The organism is Jeotgalibacillus sp. ET6, assembly GCF_029667115.1.
GTDB lineage: Bacteria > Bacillota > Bacilli > Bacillales > Jeotgalibacillaceae > Jeotgalibacillus.
Genome location: NZ_JARUIU010000010.1, coordinates 12,076 through 31,459 on the forward strand (window position 1 = coordinate 12,076; position 19,384 = coordinate 31,459).

The 19,384-nt window shown below is 42.0% G+C and carries 19 protein-coding genes; 4 read left to right on the forward strand and 15 right to left on the reverse strand.

The window, feature by feature from the left end; translation table 11 throughout:
• Window positions 1-329 precede the first annotated feature (329 nt).
• Complete coding sequence (gene pilM, locus P6709_RS17175) at window positions 330-2,474, forward strand: pilus assembly protein PilM (protein WP_278242162.1); 2,145 nt, start codon at window positions 330-332, stop codon at window positions 2,472-2,474.
• An 88-nt stretch (window positions 2,475-2,562) separates the two neighbouring features.
• Here pilM and ytxJ read toward each other — a convergent pair whose 3' ends face one another.
• The 10 genes from ytxJ to P6709_RS17225 form a co-directional block, all read right to left on the reverse strand.
• A complete protein-coding gene (gene ytxJ, locus P6709_RS17180; protein WP_336619010.1) occupies window positions 2,563-2,889 on the reverse strand; it encodes a bacillithiol system redox-active protein YtxJ in 327 nt (108 codons plus the stop codon).
• A gap of 60 nt (window positions 2,890-2,949) precedes the next feature.
• On the reverse strand, window positions 2,950-3,450 hold the full coding sequence (locus tag P6709_RS17185) for a YtxH domain-containing protein (protein ID WP_278242164.1): 501 nt from the start codon (window positions 3,448-3,450) through the stop codon (window positions 2,950-2,952).
• 37 nt (window positions 3,451-3,487) lie between these two features.
• Window positions 3,488-3,976, reverse strand: coding sequence for a DUF948 domain-containing protein (locus tag P6709_RS17190; protein ID WP_278242165.1), 489 nt, complete (start codon window positions 3,974-3,976; stop codon window positions 3,488-3,490).
• A gap of 352 nt (window positions 3,977-4,328) precedes the next feature.
• Entirely contained in the window at window positions 4,329-5,636 is a 1,308-nt protein-coding gene (gene murC / locus P6709_RS17195; protein ID WP_278242166.1) for a UDP-N-acetylmuramate--L-alanine ligase, read from the reverse strand.
• Window positions 5,637-5,785: 149 nt separating this feature from the next.
• Complete coding sequence (locus P6709_RS17200; protein WP_278242167.1) at window positions 5,786-8,290, reverse strand: DNA translocase FtsK; 2,505 nt, start codon at window positions 8,288-8,290, stop codon at window positions 5,786-5,788.
• Window positions 8,291-8,527: 237 nt separating this feature from the next.
• Window positions 8,528-9,136: a YtpR family tRNA-binding protein gene (ytpR, locus tag P6709_RS17205; protein ID WP_278242168.1), complete on the reverse strand. Its 609-nt coding sequence runs from the start codon at window positions 9,134-9,136 to the stop codon at window positions 8,528-8,530.
• A 12-nt stretch (window positions 9,137-9,148) separates the two neighbouring features.
• On the reverse strand, window positions 9,149-9,958 hold the full coding sequence (locus P6709_RS17210) for a DUF1444 domain-containing protein (RefSeq protein ID WP_278242169.1): 810 nt from the start codon (window positions 9,956-9,958) through the stop codon (window positions 9,149-9,151).
• Window positions 9,959-10,094: 136 nt separating this feature from the next.
• Complete coding sequence (locus P6709_RS17215; RefSeq protein WP_278242170.1) at window positions 10,095-10,412, reverse strand: thioredoxin family protein; 318 nt, start codon at window positions 10,410-10,412, stop codon at window positions 10,095-10,097.
• Window positions 10,409-11,428 (reverse strand): PTS transporter subunit IIC, encoded by a 1,020-nt coding sequence (locus P6709_RS17220; protein WP_278242171.1) that lies wholly within the window; start codon window positions 11,426-11,428, stop codon window positions 10,409-10,411. Before P6709_RS17220 ends, P6709_RS17215 begins: the two co-directional genes overlap by 4 nt.
• Before the next feature lie 137 nt (window positions 11,429-11,565).
• On the reverse strand, window positions 11,566-12,078 hold the full coding sequence (locus P6709_RS17225; protein WP_278242172.1) for a hypothetical protein: 513 nt from the start codon (window positions 12,076-12,078) through the stop codon (window positions 11,566-11,568).
• 144 nt (window positions 12,079-12,222) lie between these two features.
• On the opposite strand from P6709_RS17225, the gene P6709_RS17230 reads away from it, so the two are divergent.
• Both P6709_RS17230 and P6709_RS17235 read left to right on the forward strand, forming a co-directional pair.
• Window positions 12,223-12,669, forward strand: a complete 447-nt coding sequence (locus P6709_RS17230) for a YtoQ family protein (RefSeq protein ID WP_278242173.1) — start codon at window positions 12,223-12,225, stop codon at window positions 12,667-12,669.
• Between the two features lie 78 nt (window positions 12,670-12,747).
• The gene (locus P6709_RS17235) at window positions 12,748-13,386 is read left to right on the forward strand and encodes an alpha/beta family hydrolase (RefSeq protein WP_278242174.1); all 639 of its coding nucleotides are present in this window, start codon (window positions 12,748-12,750) and stop codon (window positions 13,384-13,386) included.
• Window positions 13,387-13,576: 190 nt separating this feature from the next.
• On the opposite strand, the gene P6709_RS17240 is transcribed toward P6709_RS17235, so the two are convergent.
• From P6709_RS17240 to P6709_RS17260, 5 genes are all read right to left on the reverse strand, one after another.
• Window positions 13,577-15,280 carry a DUF2207 domain-containing protein gene (locus P6709_RS17240; protein WP_278242175.1) on the reverse strand — a complete coding sequence of 568 codons (1,704 nt, stop codon included), beginning with the start codon at window positions 15,278-15,280 and terminating at the stop codon, window positions 13,577-13,579.
• Window positions 15,281-15,650: 370 nt separating this feature from the next.
• The gene (locus tag P6709_RS17245) at window positions 15,651-16,685 is read right to left on the reverse strand and encodes a zinc-binding dehydrogenase (RefSeq protein ID WP_278242176.1); all 1,035 of its coding nucleotides are present in this window, start codon (window positions 16,683-16,685) and stop codon (window positions 15,651-15,653) included.
• A 106-nt stretch (window positions 16,686-16,791) separates the two neighbouring features.
• Window positions 16,792-17,139 (reverse strand): cupin domain-containing protein, encoded by a 348-nt coding sequence (locus tag P6709_RS17250; protein ID WP_278242177.1) that lies wholly within the window; start codon window positions 17,137-17,139, stop codon window positions 16,792-16,794.
• A gap of 100 nt (window positions 17,140-17,239) precedes the next feature.
• Window positions 17,240-17,779 carry a DUF84 family protein gene (locus tag P6709_RS17255; RefSeq protein ID WP_278242178.1) on the reverse strand — a complete coding sequence of 180 codons (540 nt, stop codon included), beginning with the start codon at window positions 17,777-17,779 and terminating at the stop codon, window positions 17,240-17,242.
• A 5-nt stretch (window positions 17,780-17,784) separates the two neighbouring features.
• Window positions 17,785-18,858, reverse strand: coding sequence for a M42 family metallopeptidase (locus tag P6709_RS17260; protein WP_278242179.1), 1,074 nt, complete (start codon window positions 18,856-18,858; stop codon window positions 17,785-17,787).
• A 175-nt stretch (window positions 18,859-19,033) separates the two neighbouring features.
• On the opposite strand from P6709_RS17260, the gene P6709_RS17265 reads away from it, so the two are divergent.
• Window positions 19,034-19,345 (forward strand): hypothetical protein, encoded by a 312-nt coding sequence (locus P6709_RS17265; RefSeq protein ID WP_278242180.1) that lies wholly within the window; start codon window positions 19,034-19,036, stop codon window positions 19,343-19,345.
• Window positions 19,346-19,384: the final 39 nt, after the last annotated feature.

Below are 19,384 nucleotides of genomic sequence, written 5' to 3' on the forward strand. Positions count from 1 at the left end.
GTCTCGGTTAACGTCGGCATAGACTTTATTCGGCTGGACAATAAGCGGCTGCTTATTCCAGCTATCAGAAAGTGAATCCTGTTAACAGACCCTTTTTCAAGTAATTTAATTGATTGATTTCATCTTTTCCCTCTGCCAAAAGTGTGGTACATTTTGGATAGCGTAGCCCTGTTATCGAAGGACCTGCTATTTCTAAATAAGAGAATGTTGAAAGCAACTCATCAATTGTTCCTTATTATAATCCAACCTTCTTAGAATGTCACGAAAAACTTTATTTATTAAACGCTTTTAAGCGTTAAAGTGATAAAGAAAAGGATGTGCAGTACTTATTGAATACTGAAAGAATTTTCGCCCTTGATATTGGAACCCGTTCGATAGTAGGTCTGATTTTATCTTATAAGGAAGACCATTACACAGTAGAAAAAATCATACAGAAAGATCATAAAAGCCGGGCAATGCTCGATGGACAGATTCATCACGTCCCTGCCGTTGCCGAACTAATTATTGAAATTAAAGAAGAGTTTGAGCAGTGCTACGGCTCCTTAACTACCGTCTCGGTTGCAGCCGCAGGACGGGCATTAATTACAAGTCAGGCACGTTTTGATTTGCCGCTGTCAAAAAATCAAAATCTGTCACAGCAGGATATTTTACATATGGAGCTGCAGGCTGTCCAATTAGCTCAGGAGAAAGCAGCCCAAGATGAAAACAGCCACCATTATCACTGTGTTGGCTATTCGGTCCTGCACTATATGATAGATGGACAAAACATAGGATCTCTCGAGGATCAAAAAGGCGATACAGCATCTGTTGCAATTATAGCTACCTTTCTACCTCGAATAGTCATTGAATCTTTGATAGCTTCTCTAAAAAGAGCCGGTCTTTCTATGGGTGCCCTTACATTAGAACCTATCGCAGCGATTAATGTGCTGATTCCGGCTTCAATGAGAAAGCTGAATATAGCACTTGTTGATATCGGAGCGGGAACTTCGGATATTGCCATTACAAACGATGGAACAGTAGTCGCCTATGGAATGGTGCCCATTGCCGGTGATGAAATAACAGAATGCCTCAGTGAACATTTTATATTGGATTTCCCGCTGGCAGAAGAAACGAAGAGAAAAATCCAAACGTCAAATACACTCGTCATTTCTGATATTCTGGGCTTTGAAAACGAAGTCTCCAGAGATGAAATGGTAGAGGCTCTACGCCCTTCTGCAGAAAAGCTGGCAGTGGCCATTTCCGAGGAAATAATGCGCTTAAACAATCAGAACTCCCCAAAAGCAGTCATGCTCGTTGGTGGAGGAAGCCTTACACCGCTGCTGCCGGAGCTTCTTTCTCGAAAATTGAACCTGCCTTCCTCAAGAGTTGCCGTAAGAGGGATAGAAGCGGTGCAAGGATTAACGTTTAGGGATTCTATCACGGAGGGTCCTGAATTTATCACTCCTGTAGGAATCGCCATTGCCGCAAAAAAATCGCCAATAAAGTATGTAACAGTCACCCTGAATGGCCATGAAGTACGTCTATTTGAAGTAAAACAGCTTTTAATTTCTGATGCCCTTCTTGCTGGCGGAATTAAGTTTTCAAACATGCAAGGTACCCCGGCGCCTGCCAAAATGATTATGCTGAACAGTCAAAAGCTGACCATACCCGGAGGTGAAGGACAGCCGCCTGTAATTCAGCTAAATGGCCTGCCTGCTCAAATCAACGATCCCATTCGACCGGGAGATGACATTATCATTCAACAAGGAGAACAGGGTCAGCCATTCACAACCAGAATTCGCGATATTCTAGAAGAAGAGTCACTTGATATAGAGGTTGAGATAAACAGGAGCTCCTATGTGGTGAAAAAAGAAATAAGAGTGAATGGTGTAGTACAGTCCCCGGATTATGAGTTGGAGGACAGAGATTCAGTGAAATTTAATAAGAACCTGTCTTATTTCGAAGTAATCAGGCAGGCAGGTATAGACATCCAGAAAAACGAGAGTAAACCATTTCGTCTTATATTAGATGGCAAACGCACCTTTTTTCCTCAATGGGATGCAAGAGTTAAGGTTAATCATCTTCCATTGCGGCCTGAATTTTTATCGGGGGAAGTAAAACAGAATGATGTGATCGAAGTAAAAGGACATTCAAAGCCAACAGCAGCTCTCCTTCTTACAGAATTAGCTCTTCCTGCCCATCATAAAATAGAAGTATCTTTTAATGGAGATCTGATTGTTCTGAATCAACCATCTGCTATCATTTTTCGAAATAATGAGCCGCTAAAGGGAGAAGACTCTTTAATTTATGACGAAGAATTAATAATCCATAAAAGCAGCGCAAGAGAATTTGTTTTTCAGGATGTATTTCGTTATTCAGACTGGCAGCCTCCAACAGGCACTACCGGTAAAGTTGTTATTCAAAAAAACGGCGTGCATGCTTCTCTTGATGAGCCGATTAAAACAGGGGATGTTCTGGAGCTTTACGTTAAATAAGCTGTATACAGCAACAAAAGCCGCCATTCCATTTGGAAAGGCGGCTTTTTCAACAGATAGGGTTACTATGATAAATCTTGACGTGCCTCTACTGCAGCTGATCTTTAAGTGCTTTTTCTTTAATCTTGAAGTGAGATGTATTCCATACAGGTTTTTTATCTTTAAAGTAAAGTGCCTGTGGCGACTCATGCCTCACACCAAATTGATCTGCTATATACGCTGAGAGCTCTTTGGCTTCCTGTACAGCCAGATAATATGTGTCTGCTTGTTCATGGGCATCAAAATTTTTGTACTCTTCATAAGCAGAAGCACTTATCGGGCATGTAAGGCTGTGCTTTAAAAGGAAAAAAGACTGCTTGGTTGAAAGTAGCTCGTCAAATTCACTAATTGAATCAATTTTATTCAAAATAAACACTCCTTTGTTAACATTTCCAAGAAAAAACGATGAAGTAAAGCTTCACCGTTTTTCTGTGAATTACTTATTTAACTTTGTATCCTCACTAAGTGGAGCAGGATCTGTTTTTGGAGTTGCCGGATCAACAGGAGTTACGGTTGGAATAGATGATACCGTACTTTCATTCCTTGGAAGATCTGCTGAACCTTGATCTCCTGCATCGAATGTTTCTTCCTGGTCTGATGATGAATTTTTCTCCTTCATTGATTTTACTTTTTCAACTAAGGAGTTGGACTGGTTTTGCACTGTCTGTGTAATGCCTGCTGATTTTTCTTTTGCTGTTGATGCTAACTCATTACCCTTTGTAACAGCCTGATCTTTCCACTCATAAGAACGTTCTTTTAACAATCCTGCCTGATTATTTAAGTCCTGACGGAGCTCTGTACCTGACTTTGGAGCAAGAAACAGTGCAGTAGCTGCACCAATCGCGCCTCCGATTACTGCCCCAAGGATAAATTCCTTAGAGCTGCTTTCTTTCGTTGAAACCGTATCATATGTTGAATGTTTATCGTATTGAGCCATTAGATTACCTCCCTGTTTAACTTACTGGATATGGAAATTAATAGGATCTCTGTTCGTCAGCGGGCGGAAGTGCTCGCTGTGGTTCCGGGTAATCTGTTGAAAAGTTGGCAGGCTTTGCGCTGCGTGCTTTCCACTTGTCGCGAATTTCCATTGCTACATTGCTCCACTGAACAACCTGAGCAATTTTTTCTTCGTTATTTTCAACCGAACGGCTGATTGAGTGCGTAATTTTACCAATTGAGTTATTCAGCTGCTGAACATTCGTTCCGACACCTTTCACCGCGTCAACAACAGTATTTAATTTTAACGATTTGTCCTGGATATCTTCAGCAAGACCATTCGTTTTATGTAATAAATCTGTCGTCTCTTTCGTAATGCCGTCAAGCTGATTTTGAAGTGCCCCTACTGTTCCTGCGAGATTATCCAACGTTTTTTTCATAGCAGTAAGTGTAGTGGCAAGGCTAATGCATAGTACTAAAAATCCTACAGCAGCAATGGCTGCACTAATGTAAAGTATAATTTCCATGAATGATTCATCTCCTTCCTATTTCATATAGTGGATATACCCTTGCAAATTATACACTAAACTTGCTATTCCTTATATTTTCTATTTACACCAGCTTAATTCCTTCTCAATAAAAAAAATTTCATTGAACCAACTACATGCAGCCTGATTGCTGATATCGGAATTATGATGGATGTGACAATTTAAAAAGAACCTGAGACAACAAATGTGTCTCAGGTTCTTAAAGTGTGGTTTATTGAACTGCGGTAAGATTCCACACCGCTATCTTAAAATGGCAAAGAATACTTCCTCAATTTTAAGTGCTTTTTCAGTTAAGACCCTGCCATTTTGGCGTGAATGATATTGATTTATTTCAGCTCTTAGCTAAAATCCAGTCCTCATAGGATTGCTGGAATTTTTGAATGTCTCCTGCTCCCATAAAAATAAGCACAGCGTCTTTATGCTTGGAAAGAAGAGAAGGATCTTCTGCATTTAAAAGAACTGCTCCTTCAATTTTTTCTTTAAGATCATGGATTGTAAGTTTGCCATGATTTTCTCTTGCTGACCCGAAAATATCACATAGATAAACCTGATCAGCTTTATTCAGACAGTCCGCAAAATCATTGAGGAACGTTTGGGTCCTCGTGAAGGTATGCGGCTGAAAAATGGCCACAATTTCACGTCCCGGGTATTTTTTTGAAGCAGAGTCGAGTGTTGCCCTGATTTCAGTCGGGTGATGCGCGTAATCATCAATCAGAATTTGGTTTTGAACCTTTTTCTCGGTAAAACGTCTTTTAACCCCGCTGAATGTTTTAAGCTGAGCCTGAACCACTTCTGTATCGAAGCCTTCATAATGGCAAAGAGCAATAACTGATAATGCATTCAGGATGGTATGATTTCCAAACATCGGAATGGTAAACGTTGCGTAAAATTCATTTCGGACCTGTACATCAAAAGTTGTTCCTTCAGGCGTTGTCACGATATTTCTTGCCTGAAAGTCATTATCTTCATCAAATCCATAAAATAAGACAGGCACATTTGCCTGCATTTTCTGCAGCTGTTCATCATCACCGCACGCAATGATTCCTTTATTTACCTGCATAGCCATTTCCTGAAACGCTGAAAAAACATCATCTACATCAGCGAAATAATCAGGATGGTCAAAATCTATATTGGTCATAATCATGTAATCAGGTGAATAGGAAAGAAAGTGCCTTCTGTACTCACACGCTTCAAAAGCAAAGTATTTGCTGTCTTCCATTCCTTTTCCAGTACCGTCTCCGATTAAGAAAGAGGTTCTGTCCCCACCCTGCATTACATGGGCAAGCAGGCCCGTTGTCGATGTTTTACCATGTGCGCCTGAGACGCCGATTGAAACATACCGCTTCATAAAATCACCGAGAAATTTATGATAACGGATCACTTCTAATCCCTGGCTGCGGGCTTCGTCGATCTCCTCATGCTCATCCGGATAAGCATTTCCTGCAATGACTGTCATACCAGGGCGGATATTCTCCCGGCTAAACGGCAAAATTTGTATGTCACGTTCTTCAAGGGGAACTTGTGTAAAAAAATGTTTGTCTATATCAGAACCCTGAACATGATGATTCATGTCGTGCAATATTTGAGCCAGAGGACTCATTCCAGATCCTTTTATTCCTACAAAATGATAACTTGTCATATTTAAACCTCCAACGATCCTCTGCCTTGTTGCAGTATATGTTAGGCACAGGATGGTGTTAATCAGATTAGTTGAAAACGCATATTTTTTTATTATAGCACGTTTGTCTCTTTCAATAAACTATGTGCTAAGTATCAGAATGGTATAGACTATTGACTTGTTCCTGTATTTTGCAGTGATTCCAGATCTTCATTCGTCATTAGTACATCTCTTGGCTTGCTTCCTTTCGCTTCGGAGATCCAGCCCTGCTTCTCCATCATATCGATTAGACGGGCGGCACGATTGTATCCAATTCTGAACTGGCGCTGCAGCAGAGAGGTCGATGCTCCGCCGTGAGAAACGACAAGTTCACAGGCGTCAATAAGGAGTTCGTCTTCCTCTTCCTGTATTTCCACTTTTGCCAAGAGCTCTTCCTGGTGGAAAAGGTAATTGACTTCCCGTTCCTTTCTGACGTGAGAAACCACGGCATCGATTTCATCGTCAGAGACAAAAGTACCTTGAAGCCTTATCGGTTTCGAGGCTCCATTGCCTAAAAAGAGCATATCACCTCTTCCAAGAAGCCTGTCTGCTCCTGAGGTATCAATAATCGTCCTTGAATCGACCTGGGAACTGACTGAAAAGGCAACCCGTGTTGGCACATTCGCTTTAATTAAACCCGTTATCACATCAACTGAAGGCCGCTGTGTTGCGATCAGCAAATGAATTCCGCATGCACGGGCTTTTTGTGCAATACGGCAAATGGCTTCTTCCACGTCAGCAGGAGACATCATCATCAAATCTGCGAGTTCATCAATCACAATAACTAAATAAGGAAGTTTCTTATTGAATTCCCGTGCTTCTTTTGCTTTTTGATTATACTTGCTGATGTCTCTGACACCCGCATGTGCAAAAAGCTGATACCTTCTTTCCATTTCTTCTACAGCCCATTTTAACGCTGCTGTTGCAGCCTTTACGTCGGTGATGACGGGACTGACAAGATGCGGAATATGATTGTAAGGTGCAAGCTCGACCATCTTAGGGTCAATTAACAGCAGCTTGAGATCATCAGGTGAAGAATGATAGAGCAAACTGATTAAAATTGAATTTATGCATACACTCTTTCCTGAACCTGTAGCTCCAGCAATCAGTCCATGCGGCATTTTCCCGATATCGGTAACAACTGGCTGGCCTTCAATATCCAGGCCAAGAGCAATCGGAAGTGCAGCAGAAGACTCTTTAAAGGCAGGATGATCCAGGATTTCCTTCAAGGCAACCGGACGGCTGGATGGATTCGGAATTTCAATCCCTACTGCCATCTTGCCGGGTATTGGAGCTTCCATTCTGATATCCCGTGCAGCAAGGCTAAGCTTAATGTCGTCTGTAAGGCCTGTTATCTTACTGACCTTCACACCCTTTTCTGGGAAAATTTCAAACCTTGTAACAGATGGCCCTTGTGTTACATGTTTTACTTTTGCATTTACGTTAAAAGAAAATAATGTATCGTCAAGCACGGAAGTTTGTTCATCAAGCCAGTCCTGATCCACTTCAGCGTGAATGGGCGGCATCAACAGATCCATAGAAGGAAAAGCAAAATAAGACAGTTCTTCCTGCGCATTTTCAAGTGAAGCATTTGGAATCACTGTGTCCTCCTCATGAGGTTCGTTAACATGATGGGTGCCCTGCGATGCCACCTGGTCCTGCTGGTTATTTACCGTTTTTTTTTGCTCTCGGTCACGGGCTTTTCTTCTGTCTTGTTTAAGCATTAAAACATTAAAAGGCAGGCTGCCGCCTTTTTTTTCTTTTTTAACTGGAGCCGTTTGTTCACTTTTCACTTCTTCAGAAACCGGCAATTCCTGATCCAACGGCTCATCTTCATCCGAATTGACAGTGATTTTTTCTTTTTCACTCTCTCGATAGTTGTCTTCTTCCTCGTCATCCCTATGTGAATCTGGCACAAGATGCAGAGGTGCTGGTTTTTCATCTGTTGCCTGAGTCTCTGCACTAGGCAGATCACTGCTTACAGTCTCAACTGATGTATTTTCATTTGCTGAAGATCGACCAGTCTCTTCCTCAGTGCTTTCACGGTCAATCCCTGTAAAGGAAGTTCCTCCCCTGATTTCAAAAGGATTCTCGGAAGACAGCACCGTTTTTTCTTCAGCCGCAGCTTCTTCTTTTAGTTCCGTTTTTTCAGTTGGAGTCTGCTGCTTGTAAACAGACGCCTTTTCTGATGTGAATACTGCCGGTTTAAACGGGTTAATTTTTCTCTCCGCCACCGGAAGTTCGTACTCAATTTCCTCTATCTCCGGTTTAACCGGTCTTTTTTGAAAGCCATAGATCGGTGACGGAACTTCAGTTGGTGTAAAAGGCTTTTTTGAGCCTTCTTTTTTTACTTTAATTTTTTCGTCATATACCCGCTCTGATGCTTTTCTTTCTGCATCATAATTATTGCCATTCTTCTTCGGACTCTCTTCTCTCTGTGGGCGTTCCGTTTTTTCGTCCGGTATGATAGGGAAGCGAAATGCTCCCTTCGGATACTGATAAACCATTTTCGTGTCCATCTGGTTACCTTTCTTTGCAGCGGAAGATTCTTTCTTTGAAAGAGGTGCTGACCGTTTAACCTGCTCCTCTTTTTCTTCCTGCTGAAGGTAGGACAGAACTTTTTTAATCCAACTCATTACGATCACTCATTTCTTTAAGTTCCTTTACATTTTATCAGTTTTTTTCTTAAATTGGAGTCAAAACCATGAATTGGGTAAAACGGTTTACATTATGACAGAATAAGGGGTGAAGACATATTTAAATAGTCCGGATTCTATTGTCACCTTCCCTAAAAGCCAATACAGACCGCAAAAAAGACCCTGCTGATCTTCCTAGCCTTATAGGAAAACAAACAGGGCGGAAATGTTGAAACATTAAGTGAGAGGAAATGGCTCTCCTGCTTCATATGAATCTTCAAGGACTAAAATCCCCTTTTCCTGTGGAGCATCTTTTAAATTAAGCTCCTTCGCTGAACAAATCATGCCGCTTGAAGGAACTCCTCTTAATTCAGCGTCTTTAATCACCATACCGCCTGGCATCACTGCCCCGACTTTCGCTACCACTACTTTTTGGCCCTGGTCCACATTAGGAGCACCGCAAACGATTTGCAGCTTCTCTTCTCCGACTTGAACTTGGCAGATATTCAGCTTATCGGCATTAGGGTGTTTTTCCTTCGATTCAATATAGCCTACAACAAATTTAGGTGAAAAATCAGCCGTCAACTCTTCAGGAAAGCCATTTTTACGAAGCGCTTCATTCAGCACACCGAGTTTTTCTTCATTCATCTCAACAGGTCCTGCTTCTTCCGTCTGAAAGTAGGCAGAAGCATTAAAAAGATTGTACCCTGCTGTTTCACCAGTTTCAGTGTTGATAATCTTTGCTGCATCATTTTTCCGCTCAAATGATCGTGCATCTGCGGGGACCGATGCTAATGTAATTAGTAATACATCTCCAATGCCATTACGGTTGTAAAAAACATTCATGTCTGTTTCTCCTTATTCTCTTCTTTTATTTTTTCCCATGATAAATACTGGCTCAAGCTCTCCATTGTCATAAATAAAGGAAAGCGCAGTAATCGGAACATGCCCTCCTGCAAAAAAGGACATCGCCATTTGGGCAAGGACATCATACCCGGTTTCATTTCTCATATCTCCAATAATCAGGACATCCTGATGCGGAACGGCAACTGTCATCTCGCCTTCCATTTTAGCAGACATTTCTTTCAGAAAAGACTCATTTAGAATCCTGCTGGCATCATAGCCGTCATTTGTATTCATAAAATAAAATACATTGCCTGCTACTTCATCTTTTTTTACCTCAGTTGGCAGAGATCGTACATTAAAGAGGGCCATTTCTTTTATCTGCTTTTTTGTCCAGCCCTGCTTATCCATAAAGTCCTTGTCAATTAAGCGGTACGTAGTGCCAAGATCAACAGCATAGTAGATACGTGTTTCAGCGGTGTGCTCATCAAATATGAAGGGAATGCCTTCAGAAGCTTCCACCGGAAAGGAAGTGGAACGAATAACAGGCAGCACCTGCTTTTGTGCGGACTCTACTTTCGTTTCTTTTCCCATTACATTTAGCGCTTCTTCCACATAATAGACAACTTCATCGATTGCTGCATCTTTCTTTTCATTCCATTTTCCAATTACACTTGGTATGGAAACTTCAATTCCTTTTTGAGTATCATTGTTTTCAATCCGGATTTCGTCTTTTTCACGATTATAGCTTATCGTTCGATCCACCCGCTTAAGCCGATCTTCAAGCAACCGTTTCATTTTAATGGAATCCATTTTTTTACTCATCTTTTTTCCTCCTGACTTAGGAGAGTGCTTTTCATCCTACACTCTATTGTACATGAAAATGACCTGACCCTAAAGGAGAAATCCTTCCTTTGGGGCAGGTCAGCATTTCATGTTAAATTTTATGTCGTTTTACCGTTTACGCTGGCAAATCTGATAAAAACTTTTCGATCTGTTCCTGTGTTTTACGATCTTTACTGACAAACCTGCCTGTTTCTTTGCCATTATGAAAGGCAACAAAGCTCGGAATGCCAAATACATTTTGTTCAATACAAAGATCAATAAATTCATCTCTGTCTACATAAACAAATGTATAATCCGAAAATTTTTCTTCTATTTCCGGAAGAATGGGATCAATCACCCTGCAGTCCGGACACCAGTCTGCAGAAAACATAAACACATGCTTGCCGCTATTTTTAAATTCCTGAAATTGCTCAACAGATTCAAGTTTTTTCATTTTTCACTGCCTCCTGTATGAATCTTCATTTGCCCGTCTCTTATTAGACCAAGCTTTCTCATATAATGAGATAGTAACAGGGCAATGGCCATTGGTCCAATGAAATGCAGCATGAAAACCTGCAGCATGACTTCAGCAGTGAATCCCATAGTTTGAAACGTCATGATCTGCCCTACAAATCCGCTTGTACCCATCCCCGCGCCAGGAGCATTGTTTTCCATAACCCAAAGTGTGGTTCCTATTGGAGCCATCAGCATTCCCGCAATGGTTGGAGGAAGAAGAATAAGTGGATTGCGCAGGATATTCGGAACCTGCAGCATAGAAGTTCCCATTCCCTGGGCAATCAGTCCGCTGAATTTGTTTTCCCTGTAGCTTGCAACCGCAAAACCTACCATTTGCGCACTGCATCCAATGGTCGCCGCCCCGGCAGCTATCCCGCTCAAATCCAGCATCAGGGCAATCGCCAGACTGGAAATAGGAGCCGTCAGGGCAAGTCCCATGAGCATTGCTACAAGCATGCCCATGATGATAGGACGCTGATCAGTGGCCCATACGATCCAACCGCCAAACGATGTCATAAATTCTGCTATCACGGGTCCAATATAAGCAGCAACAGAGTAACCGGCTGCGATGGTTACAAATGGAGTGACAATAATATCAATCTTGGTTGACTGGCTTACCAGCTTGCCGATCTCTGTAGAAAAAAGTGAAGCAACGTATGCCCCGGCTGGTCCACCGAGGGAATACCCGGCAGCACCGGTGACTGCAGCGGCAAACAGCACCAATGGAGGAGCTTTCAGACCATATGCCACTGCTACACCAATAGCAGGTCCTGTTATGGTCATCGCTAAAGCACCCATTTCTTCTAAGAACGGGAGACTCAGCTGTTCACCTGCAGTTTTGATTATGAGTCCAATAATAAGCGAACCAAAAAGTCCTAATGCCATATAGCTTAGTCCATCAATCAAATAGGTTTTAAAAGACAAACGTATACCCTTTTTTTGAAGCCACTTCATTCTATAAATCCCCCATTCTATTAACATCACTAGTGTAAAGACACTTGTCAAAAATGTAAAGATTTATGTAGAAAAATAGAGGCTGAGACAAAATAATGAAGTCTCAGCCTCTTTCCTGTTGACGACTTGGGGGGAATCTATTCGTCCTTCCATTCTGCAGAACGTACCGTTTCCATCATCCATTTAGCATTGTCTGATAAATCGCCTAACGACGAGATTGTAGTCAGCTTTACATGGTCTGCGCCAGTAACAAGTTCATAGCTTTCATTTTCTATCTGTCTTACAAGAACATAACCAAAACGGCCATCTTCTGTAAATGTTTCATTTACTAGCCAGGGCTCTTCAGAAGCCGTTGTCATTTGATAGACACTTTCATTGCCTGCTTCACTGTTGCGGTGATGAAACAGAACGAATGTCTCATTTCCTTTTTCTAATACAAGATTATGGTGATCCTCTTCTTCTATGGATGTATTAAAAGGAAGCCGAAAAGACAGCTCATCTATTTCTTCATTTGTTTTTTTAGGCTGATCCTCGAAAATTTCTTTGACCTCATCCACCGTCTTCTCTTTTTCCTCTTCGATCGATGGGCTGCATGCACCCAATACAGCAAATATGCCTGCAAAAATGGTTAATATAAATAATTTTTTCACGAATGGTACCTCCTGCACATTTAAAACGCTTCGTCTATCATGATACCCGTTCCTCCTGTCACTTGACAATAGAAGAAAGCAGACAATTTTTAGCAAGATTCTGATTATGATATACTTTTTAAAAGAAATTAAAGGAGTGGTCTTATGGAACTAACTATTTATTTAGCAGGAGAAATTCACAGCAACTGGCGTGAGCACCTGAAATCAATGGCTAAAGAGCTGCCCTGGCAGCTGAATTTTGTAGGTCCAATGGAAAACCATGAACGGTCTGATCAAATCGGGGAAGAAATTTTAGGGGAACAGCCGACTCCCATTTTCAAAGATGATGCGGCTTCAGCAATGAACAACCTGCGTACAGAGGTCCTTTTGCAAAAGTCCGATCTCGTTATTGCTTTATTTGGCGAGCAGTACAAGCAATGGAATACCGCGATGGATGCAAGTGCTGCCATTACGATGCATAAGCCCTTGATCTTAATCCGCCCAGAGAAGCTTCACCATGCATTAAAGGAGCTTTCACGCAAAGCAACTGTGACAGTTGAAACACCGGAACAGGCACTCAAAGCGATTTCTTACATATTTGAAGAAAATTAAAATGAAAATGGATAAAAGTTCAACTATTCATGATATTTTTCTGCCATTTACTTGCAGCTGAAAGGGGAACCATTGTGTATGGAAATAACGCGGCATGAAACTAAGGGATATAAAGAACTATTGGTTCCATATACGTTATTTAAGCAGGAGCAGCCAAAAGGACTTGTGATCGTCCTGCCTGGCCTTGGCTACACTGCTCAAGCCCCGCTTCTTCACTATACAACGGGAATCTATATTAATCGAGGGTTCGATGTCCTTCAAGTTAACTATCGTTATTCATCCCCTGACTATGATCATTTTGATCAATCTGAATTAATTAAAGCGCTTAATTTTGATATTCATACTGTTATCAACACTCTGCTCGAGAACGAATCATATGAAGATTACTATTTAATCGGAAAGTCTCTTGGGACAATAGCAGTCAGTTCTTTATTAAAAATGGAAACATTCAGCCAGGCAAAAACAGTGTGGATGACCCCGTTGCTCCATAAAGACGACGTCAGGGCTGCCATGCTGAATCATCACGCGGAAGGTTTATGTTTTATCGGCAGCGAGGATCCCTATTATCAGGAAGAGAGGTTTAATCAATTGAAGCACAACGCTGCTCTATCGTCTTTCTGTTTTCCTGAAGCTGATCATTCACTTGAATTAAAAAAAGACACACAGGGCTCTATTAAAATACTCAGTGACATCATGGATCAAATCAACTCTTTTTGACATTGTTACATTTTGAGTACTTACTACAAAAATAAGAGCTTGGGACAAAGTGTCTCAAGCTCTACGACCGGTTCACACCGCTTCAGGAGGACGCTTTCCGCAGGGACGGCGCTATAGTTAACCTCATACAACTATTATATACTGACTTATTTTAAATTTTTCGTTATTTCAAACCGCTTTTCTGCTTGTGCTAAAAAGCACCGGATCCACCGCCGCCTCCTCCAACTCCTCCGCCGCCAGCTCCTGCTGATGAGGCGTTAGAGGAACTCTGGATGGAAGCAGACTCATTAGCCGAATGAAAGCTCGGCCCTGTAACTGCAGAAAGGATGGCTAGTGTTGAGATATCCACTGTATAAGCTGAGGCAGCGGAAGCAGACAACGGTTTAAAGGCAGCGATTAGTTTATCATTTTTATCCATGATATCTTTATCATTCGAGCCGAGACCATATAAATACATCCTCATCTTGTCATCTTCAGACCAATTTTCCCATTCGTCAACCGAAGTATTAAAGTAGCTGCGTTTTGCCTCTATCCACTCATTCCTAATCAAAACACCTTTAACGGTTCTTGGTGAGTAAGCAATAGCATAAGCAATAGCTGCAATCATCAGCATAACCGCAGCAAACAGCTCAGGCATCAAATCATGTAAAGGAAAAAGAACAATCAGAGGCAACATAATCAGAGATGAAAATCCTGCAGCCAGCCTGTGATTCGTTTTATTTTCATAAAGCTCATGGCCTTTCATTTCCCTGTGCACAGCTTCTTTCCATAGTGCTTCTGAGTGCTGGTACTGAGTATGATTTTCCTTTATAGAGGTGTACTGTTCTAGCTCCTCTAAAGTAAATGTATCTCCGCTTCCAATTTCATTAAAGAGCCAATTGAGCAAAATCTCTTCCTGTTCCTTCAAATCCCTGCGATGTGCAATCATAAATTCACTTTCTGTGCTTTGAATGACGTTTCCTTTTCGAACTAAGTTTAATAAAGAAGCGCCAATCGCTTCGTTAGGTAGATGGCCATTCATGTACCAAATCAAAGCAGGCAAAGACATGATCTCAGATGGTATACCTGTTCCTGAATGGTCATGGCTGCGTGCTTCTTTCTGAACAGACTTTGACCTGCGAACCCCCGTTATTATTAAATAGAGAAGATACAATCCATAAATGGCAAGCACCGAGATTCCGATTACAGCGATCAGATCACGACGTTCATTATAGGCAGCCGCCTCCTGTTCAAGAGATTCTTTTGCTGCTGCTAATTCAGCTCGAAGATCTTCTTCTGTGTTCACAATGGAAGAGCTGAACACATCAGCATCCCAGGCAGCTCTTATGTCCCCCTTTGTTTGGGCAGGCACTTTTCCGTATTCAAAACGAACGGTTCCGTCTCCCTGTATGCTTTCTTTGTCAAAAGCACGATCATAGCCAAATGCCGTCACATCACTTGTCGGCGAAGGCGGAATTAGTGCAACAGATACATTTCCATAGTCAGACTCGTTTACATCCCCAAAAAAAGCCCAATAAAATTCCGCAAGATCTCCGTTTGATTGAATAGCATCTTTGATGGTATAGGTAATGGTCACTTCGATGGTTTCATCTTCTCCTGCACGGTAAATACGATAAAGGTCATTTTCAACAGACAAATCCAGGTCTTCACCATTTTCACTTGCTTTTACGTTTTCAATAGCCGAACCATCTTTCGGCGCTAAATGACGGGTTATCCCATTAAATTCACTATCAAACTCATACGTATGTGTTTCCGTAACATTCACTTCACCCGATTCCTGAACTTCTGCTAAAATATCGAACTGTGAAATTGAATAGTCTACCGCATGGCCTTTATGTGGAAAAATAAAAAACAAAACGGCGATTAAAACTGGGATCCATTTACTGAATTTCATAGTCGTCACCCTGCCTCTCTTATTTCATTTACGGAATAGAGATTAAAAAAGTTTCATCCACTTCTTTTCAGTCAGAAATAGCAGAGAAGTAAAATTATTATAGAAAGAAGTTGAGACATCACAAGAAAAATAAACAATGAAGGAGTATTTATCATTGTTTAAGGCGGGGGAAAGCGGCAAATGTTTAAAGGGGATGAGGGGTGCTTCAGACTCTGAAGGGCAAGGCAGTAAGAAGCCCTCCCTAAAAAAAGCGTCCACTTGAAGCGAGCAAAGAGCCTGAGACAAAGTTGCCCCAAACTCTCTCCATCGTTTCACTATACTTTTTTGACCTTTACTTATTTACTGAGACCTCATGGGCGATCATGGGGAATTAAGGAATCAACAATATCTTTCCCAGTTTACCTTTATTCTTAAAATAGACTTGCGCTTCTTTTGCTTCTTCCAAAGAAAAAGTCCGGTCGATGACAGGCTTAATCTTGCCTGCAGAAATGGCATCAAGCATTTCTTTAAATTCAACCCGCGTTCCAAGAACGGATCCGTACATAGTAATATGCTTTAAATAGACCGTTCTAAAATCAAGGCTGGTTTTCTGCCCCCCGGCAGATCCGGATATACAGAACTTTCCCCCTTTCTTAAGTACTTCAAGAGAAATAGAGAACAATGCATCGCCTACAACATCCAGAACAGCATCTATCGGTCCTCCATTTACTTCTAAGATTTCCTTTGAAAGATGAGCTGATTTATACGATAAAACATGTGCAGCTCCTAATTCCTTTAATTTTTCTTCCGCAGCCATGTCTCCAACAATCGCGATCACCTTAGCTCCAAATACTTTTGCAGCTATTTGAACATTTAAAGATCCGACGCCGCCATTAGACCCAGTGACCATAACCGTTTCTCCCGGCTGAAGATGAATTTGGTTTACCATATGCCAGGCTGTTAAACCGCTGACTGAAAATACAGCGCTATCTGTATAGCTGGAAAGCGGCATCTCATAACAAAGTTCAGCAGGCCAAGCCACATACTCAGCATAGCCTCCATCGTATTCAGAACCAATAAAAGACATATCGTCTGATATATGCTCCAATCCTGCTTCTCCACTGGAGGTGAAAGGAAACAACACAACGTCTTTGTCCACCATTAGTGGATCCACTTGATCTCCAACCTTCACTACCACCCCCGTAATATCAGAGCCGGGTGTGCGGGGAAATTCTACGCCTTCCGGTTTCCAGCCTGACTTTGAGCCGGCTCCATAGGCTCCCTCTCTCATCCAGATTTCAGTGTTGTTTATTGCACACGCTTTTATTTTCACCAGAACTTCATTACTCTTAGGTTCAGGCACAGGTATGTCTACTACCTGTAATTTATCCACATCGCCATATCCGGTCACTTGAACAGCTCTCATCAATCATGGCTCCTTTCTCTAAAAACAAATCAAACCTTCATTCATTTATCTTTTCAAATAATTGATCAAAAACTCTTTTCCCACCCCATGTAAAGACAAGGCTCCATTATTTAATAAAGTCCCCCGGGGTTAATTCTTCACTTTCAATGACAATAGCCATCAAACCTTCCTCCGACCTTGTTTCATGCCATTCGTCTTTTCCCCAAAATACAGCATCTCCAGTTTTCACGGGAAAATACTTTCCGTTATTGCTTCGTACTTCCCCTTCTCCCTTTACAATCAAAAGCATCTGAGGCGTTACGGCCTGATGATAGCCGATCACTCCGTTTTCTTCAAGGTACATGCACCCGATCATGGAGTGGCTGCTGGTTTTGGTAATACGGGACATCACAAAATTGGAATCAAAAGCTTCAATACGTTTGCCGTTTTCTTTTTTAAAAGTAAAGATTTCCAACGCTATTCCTCCTTAGAATTCCGATTCCCCACAAAAAAAAGGAAAGCCTTCATAACTGGGTATCTTGTTTTGAAGGCTTTCCTCTATTAGCATTCTGCTTTTATTTTTGCTTGTTCATTTCCCATTGACCTAAAAGAAGGGTCACGATATGTGAAAACATGTCAGCACGCGTCATACGGCCGCCTGTAAAAATACCGACCGCACCCTCCTGCTGGCGAATTTCTTTTCTTTGGCTGAAGCGATCCATAACAGGCCCAAGCTCTCCGCCAAGCCGTAATTGATCCGCTACTTCATTCGGGAGGCGAATTCGTGCTCCTCCGGCCAGGATGGGCTCATCGGTATCCTTATCCTTCAATGCTCCCCAGTTGCACAGAAAAAGACCATGAGACGTCTCTACGACGCCTCCTTCCAGGCCAATCCCTAAGCGCGCGTCTGAGGTTAATAACAGAGCATTACTGGCACGATTAACTGCACCTGTCATGGTTTCTTCATCACCAAAGGGCTGCTCGCTTACTTGAGACGAAGCCTCACTGGGTTCTATACGATAAAACTCGTATGATAAAGAACAGAATGCTTTCTCAATTGCTGCAATTTTTGCTTTGTTTTGAGTGCCGGCTGCGACCACAATTGTCTCAGTCATTGAAATTATGAGTTTTGACGAATCGATTCAATCGTAGAACGATCGCAGGATTTTACAAGCTTTACAAGCAATTCTTTTGCAGCAGCATAATCATCAATATGAATCATCGAAGCATGAGTATGAATGTAGCGGGAGCAGATACCCACTACAGCACTTGGCACACCCTCATTGGAGGTATGGACTCGACCTGCGTCTGTTCCTCCGGCAGATACAAAATACTGATAAGGTATGCTGTTGGATTCGGCTGTATCCAGAACAAATTCTCTCATTCCTCTGTGCGTTACCATACTGCGGTCCAGTATACGCAAAAGGGTTCCTTTTCCGAGCTGACCGAATTCATTTTTGTCTCCAGTCATATCATTTGCAGGGCTTGCGTCCATTGCGAAGAAAATATCCGGTTTGATCAGATTAGCTGCAGTCTGCGCACCTCTGAGCCCGACTTCCTCCTGCACAGTTGCTCCGCTGTAAAGCGTAGAATTAAGGCTTTCTCCCTGCAGTTCTTTCAGCAATTCGATCGAGATCCCGCAGCCGTATCGATTATCCCAGGCTTTTGCCAGAATCTTTTTATTATTTGCCATCGGTGTAAATGGGCAAATCGGTACAATTTGCTGGCCGGGACGAATCCCCATCGATTCAGCATCTTCTCTGTCGTCTGCCCCTACATCTATCAGCATATTTTTAATATCCATTGGCTTTGCCCGCTTCTCCGGACTCAATAAATGAGGAGGAATGGAGCCAATCACACCTGTAACAGGAGCTGCATGGGTTATGATTTCAACCCGTTGTGCAAGCAGAACCTGACTCCACCATCCGCCAAGTGTCTGAAAGCGCAGCATGCCATTGTCAGTTATTCCCGTTACCATAAAACCCACTTCATCCATATGTCCAGCTGCCATTACAACAGGTCCATCCTGAGGACCTTTTTTCAGTCCAAAAATGCTCCCCAGTCCGTCCTGTACGATTTCATCGGAGTATTTGGAAAGTTCCTGTTTCATAAAAGCCCGGACCGCATGCTCGTTGCCCGGCGCTCCTGGAAGCTCTGTTAACGTTTTAAATAAATTCAGTGTATCTTGATTCACAAAAAAATCCCCTCTCGTATTTACCTGCCATATGTAGATTCACGTTTATTTTACAGAACTTTCTTTCGACTTGCCACTGTTTAGAACAATTCAGCCGGAATGGAAAAGATAGGTGATTTACACAGAAGAATTCTGTATACTTAGGATAGTTTGAGCAATTCGGAGGTGAGATCAAATGAATTGGAAGGATGTTACGATTGGAGCAGCAGTCGGCCTGGCTGCCGGGTATGCCATCAGCCAAGGCACGTCAAAAGCAGTTTCTGTTCCTGCTGATAAAGTACTTCAGGACGTTAAAAATCAATTTAAAAAGCGCGGATCAATTGATGGTTCATGGATTCAAATGAAACCTGAAGAGCATGAAATTCTTGCAGTTAAAAACCAGGTTTACCGCGGGGGCATCTCCCGTCATCAAGGCAATGAGTTAGAGCAGTTTGAATTTATTGCGGATGCAAAAACGGGCACTGTAATGGACGTTTATAAAATTTGAGAGTAAAAAAAGCCTGGGATAACTATCTCAGGTTTTATC

Excerpts from the sequence above, each read along its gene's own strand:
- P6709_RS17190 (WP_278242165.1), bottom strand. The coding sequence starts at position 3,976 with ATGGAAATTATACTTTACATTAGTGCAGCCATTGCTGCTGTAGGATTT.
- P6709_RS17210 (WP_278242169.1), bottom strand. The coding sequence starts at position 9,958 with ATGAGTAAAAAAATGGATTCCATTAAAATGAAACGGTTGCTTGAAGAT.
- P6709_RS17235 (WP_278242174.1), top strand. The coding sequence starts at position 12,748 with ATGGAAATAACGCGGCATGAAACTAAGGGATATAAAGAACTATTGGTT.
- murC (WP_278242166.1), bottom strand. The coding sequence starts at position 5,636 with ATGACAAGTTATCATTTTGTAGGAATAAAAGGATCTGGAATGAGTCCT.
- P6709_RS17265 (WP_278242180.1), top strand. The coding sequence starts at position 19,034 with ATGAATTGGAAGGATGTTACGATTGGAGCAGCAGTCGGCCTGGCTGCC.
- P6709_RS17240 (WP_278242175.1), bottom strand. The coding sequence starts at position 15,280 with ATGAAATTCAGTAAATGGATCCCAGTTTTAATCGCCGTTTTGTTTTTT.
- P6709_RS17185 (WP_278242164.1), bottom strand. The coding sequence starts at position 3,450 with ATGGCTCAATACGATAAACATTCAACATATGATACGGTTTCAACGAAA.
- ytpR (WP_278242168.1), bottom strand. The coding sequence starts at position 9,136 with ATGAATGTTTTTTACAACCGTAATGGCATTGGAGATGTATTACTAATT.
- P6709_RS17245 (WP_278242176.1), bottom strand. The coding sequence starts at position 16,685 with ATGAGAGCTGTTCAAGTGACCGGATATGGCGATGTGGATAAATTACAG.
- P6709_RS17230 (WP_278242173.1), top strand. The coding sequence starts at position 12,223 with ATGGAACTAACTATTTATTTAGCAGGAGAAATTCACAGCAACTGGCGT.
- P6709_RS17255 (WP_278242178.1), bottom strand. The coding sequence starts at position 17,779 with ATGACTGAGACAATTGTGGTCGCAGCCGGCACTCAAAACAAAGCAAAA.
- P6709_RS17200 (WP_278242167.1), bottom strand. The coding sequence starts at position 8,290 with ATGAGTTGGATTAAAAAAGTTCTGTCCTACCTTCAGCAGGAAGAAAAA.
- P6709_RS17220 (WP_278242171.1), bottom strand. The coding sequence starts at position 11,428 with ATGAAGTGGCTTCAAAAAAAGGGTATACGTTTGTCTTTTAAAACCTAT.
- P6709_RS17215 (WP_278242170.1), bottom strand. The coding sequence starts at position 10,412 with ATGAAAAAACTTGAATCTGTTGAGCAATTTCAGGAATTTAAAAATAGC.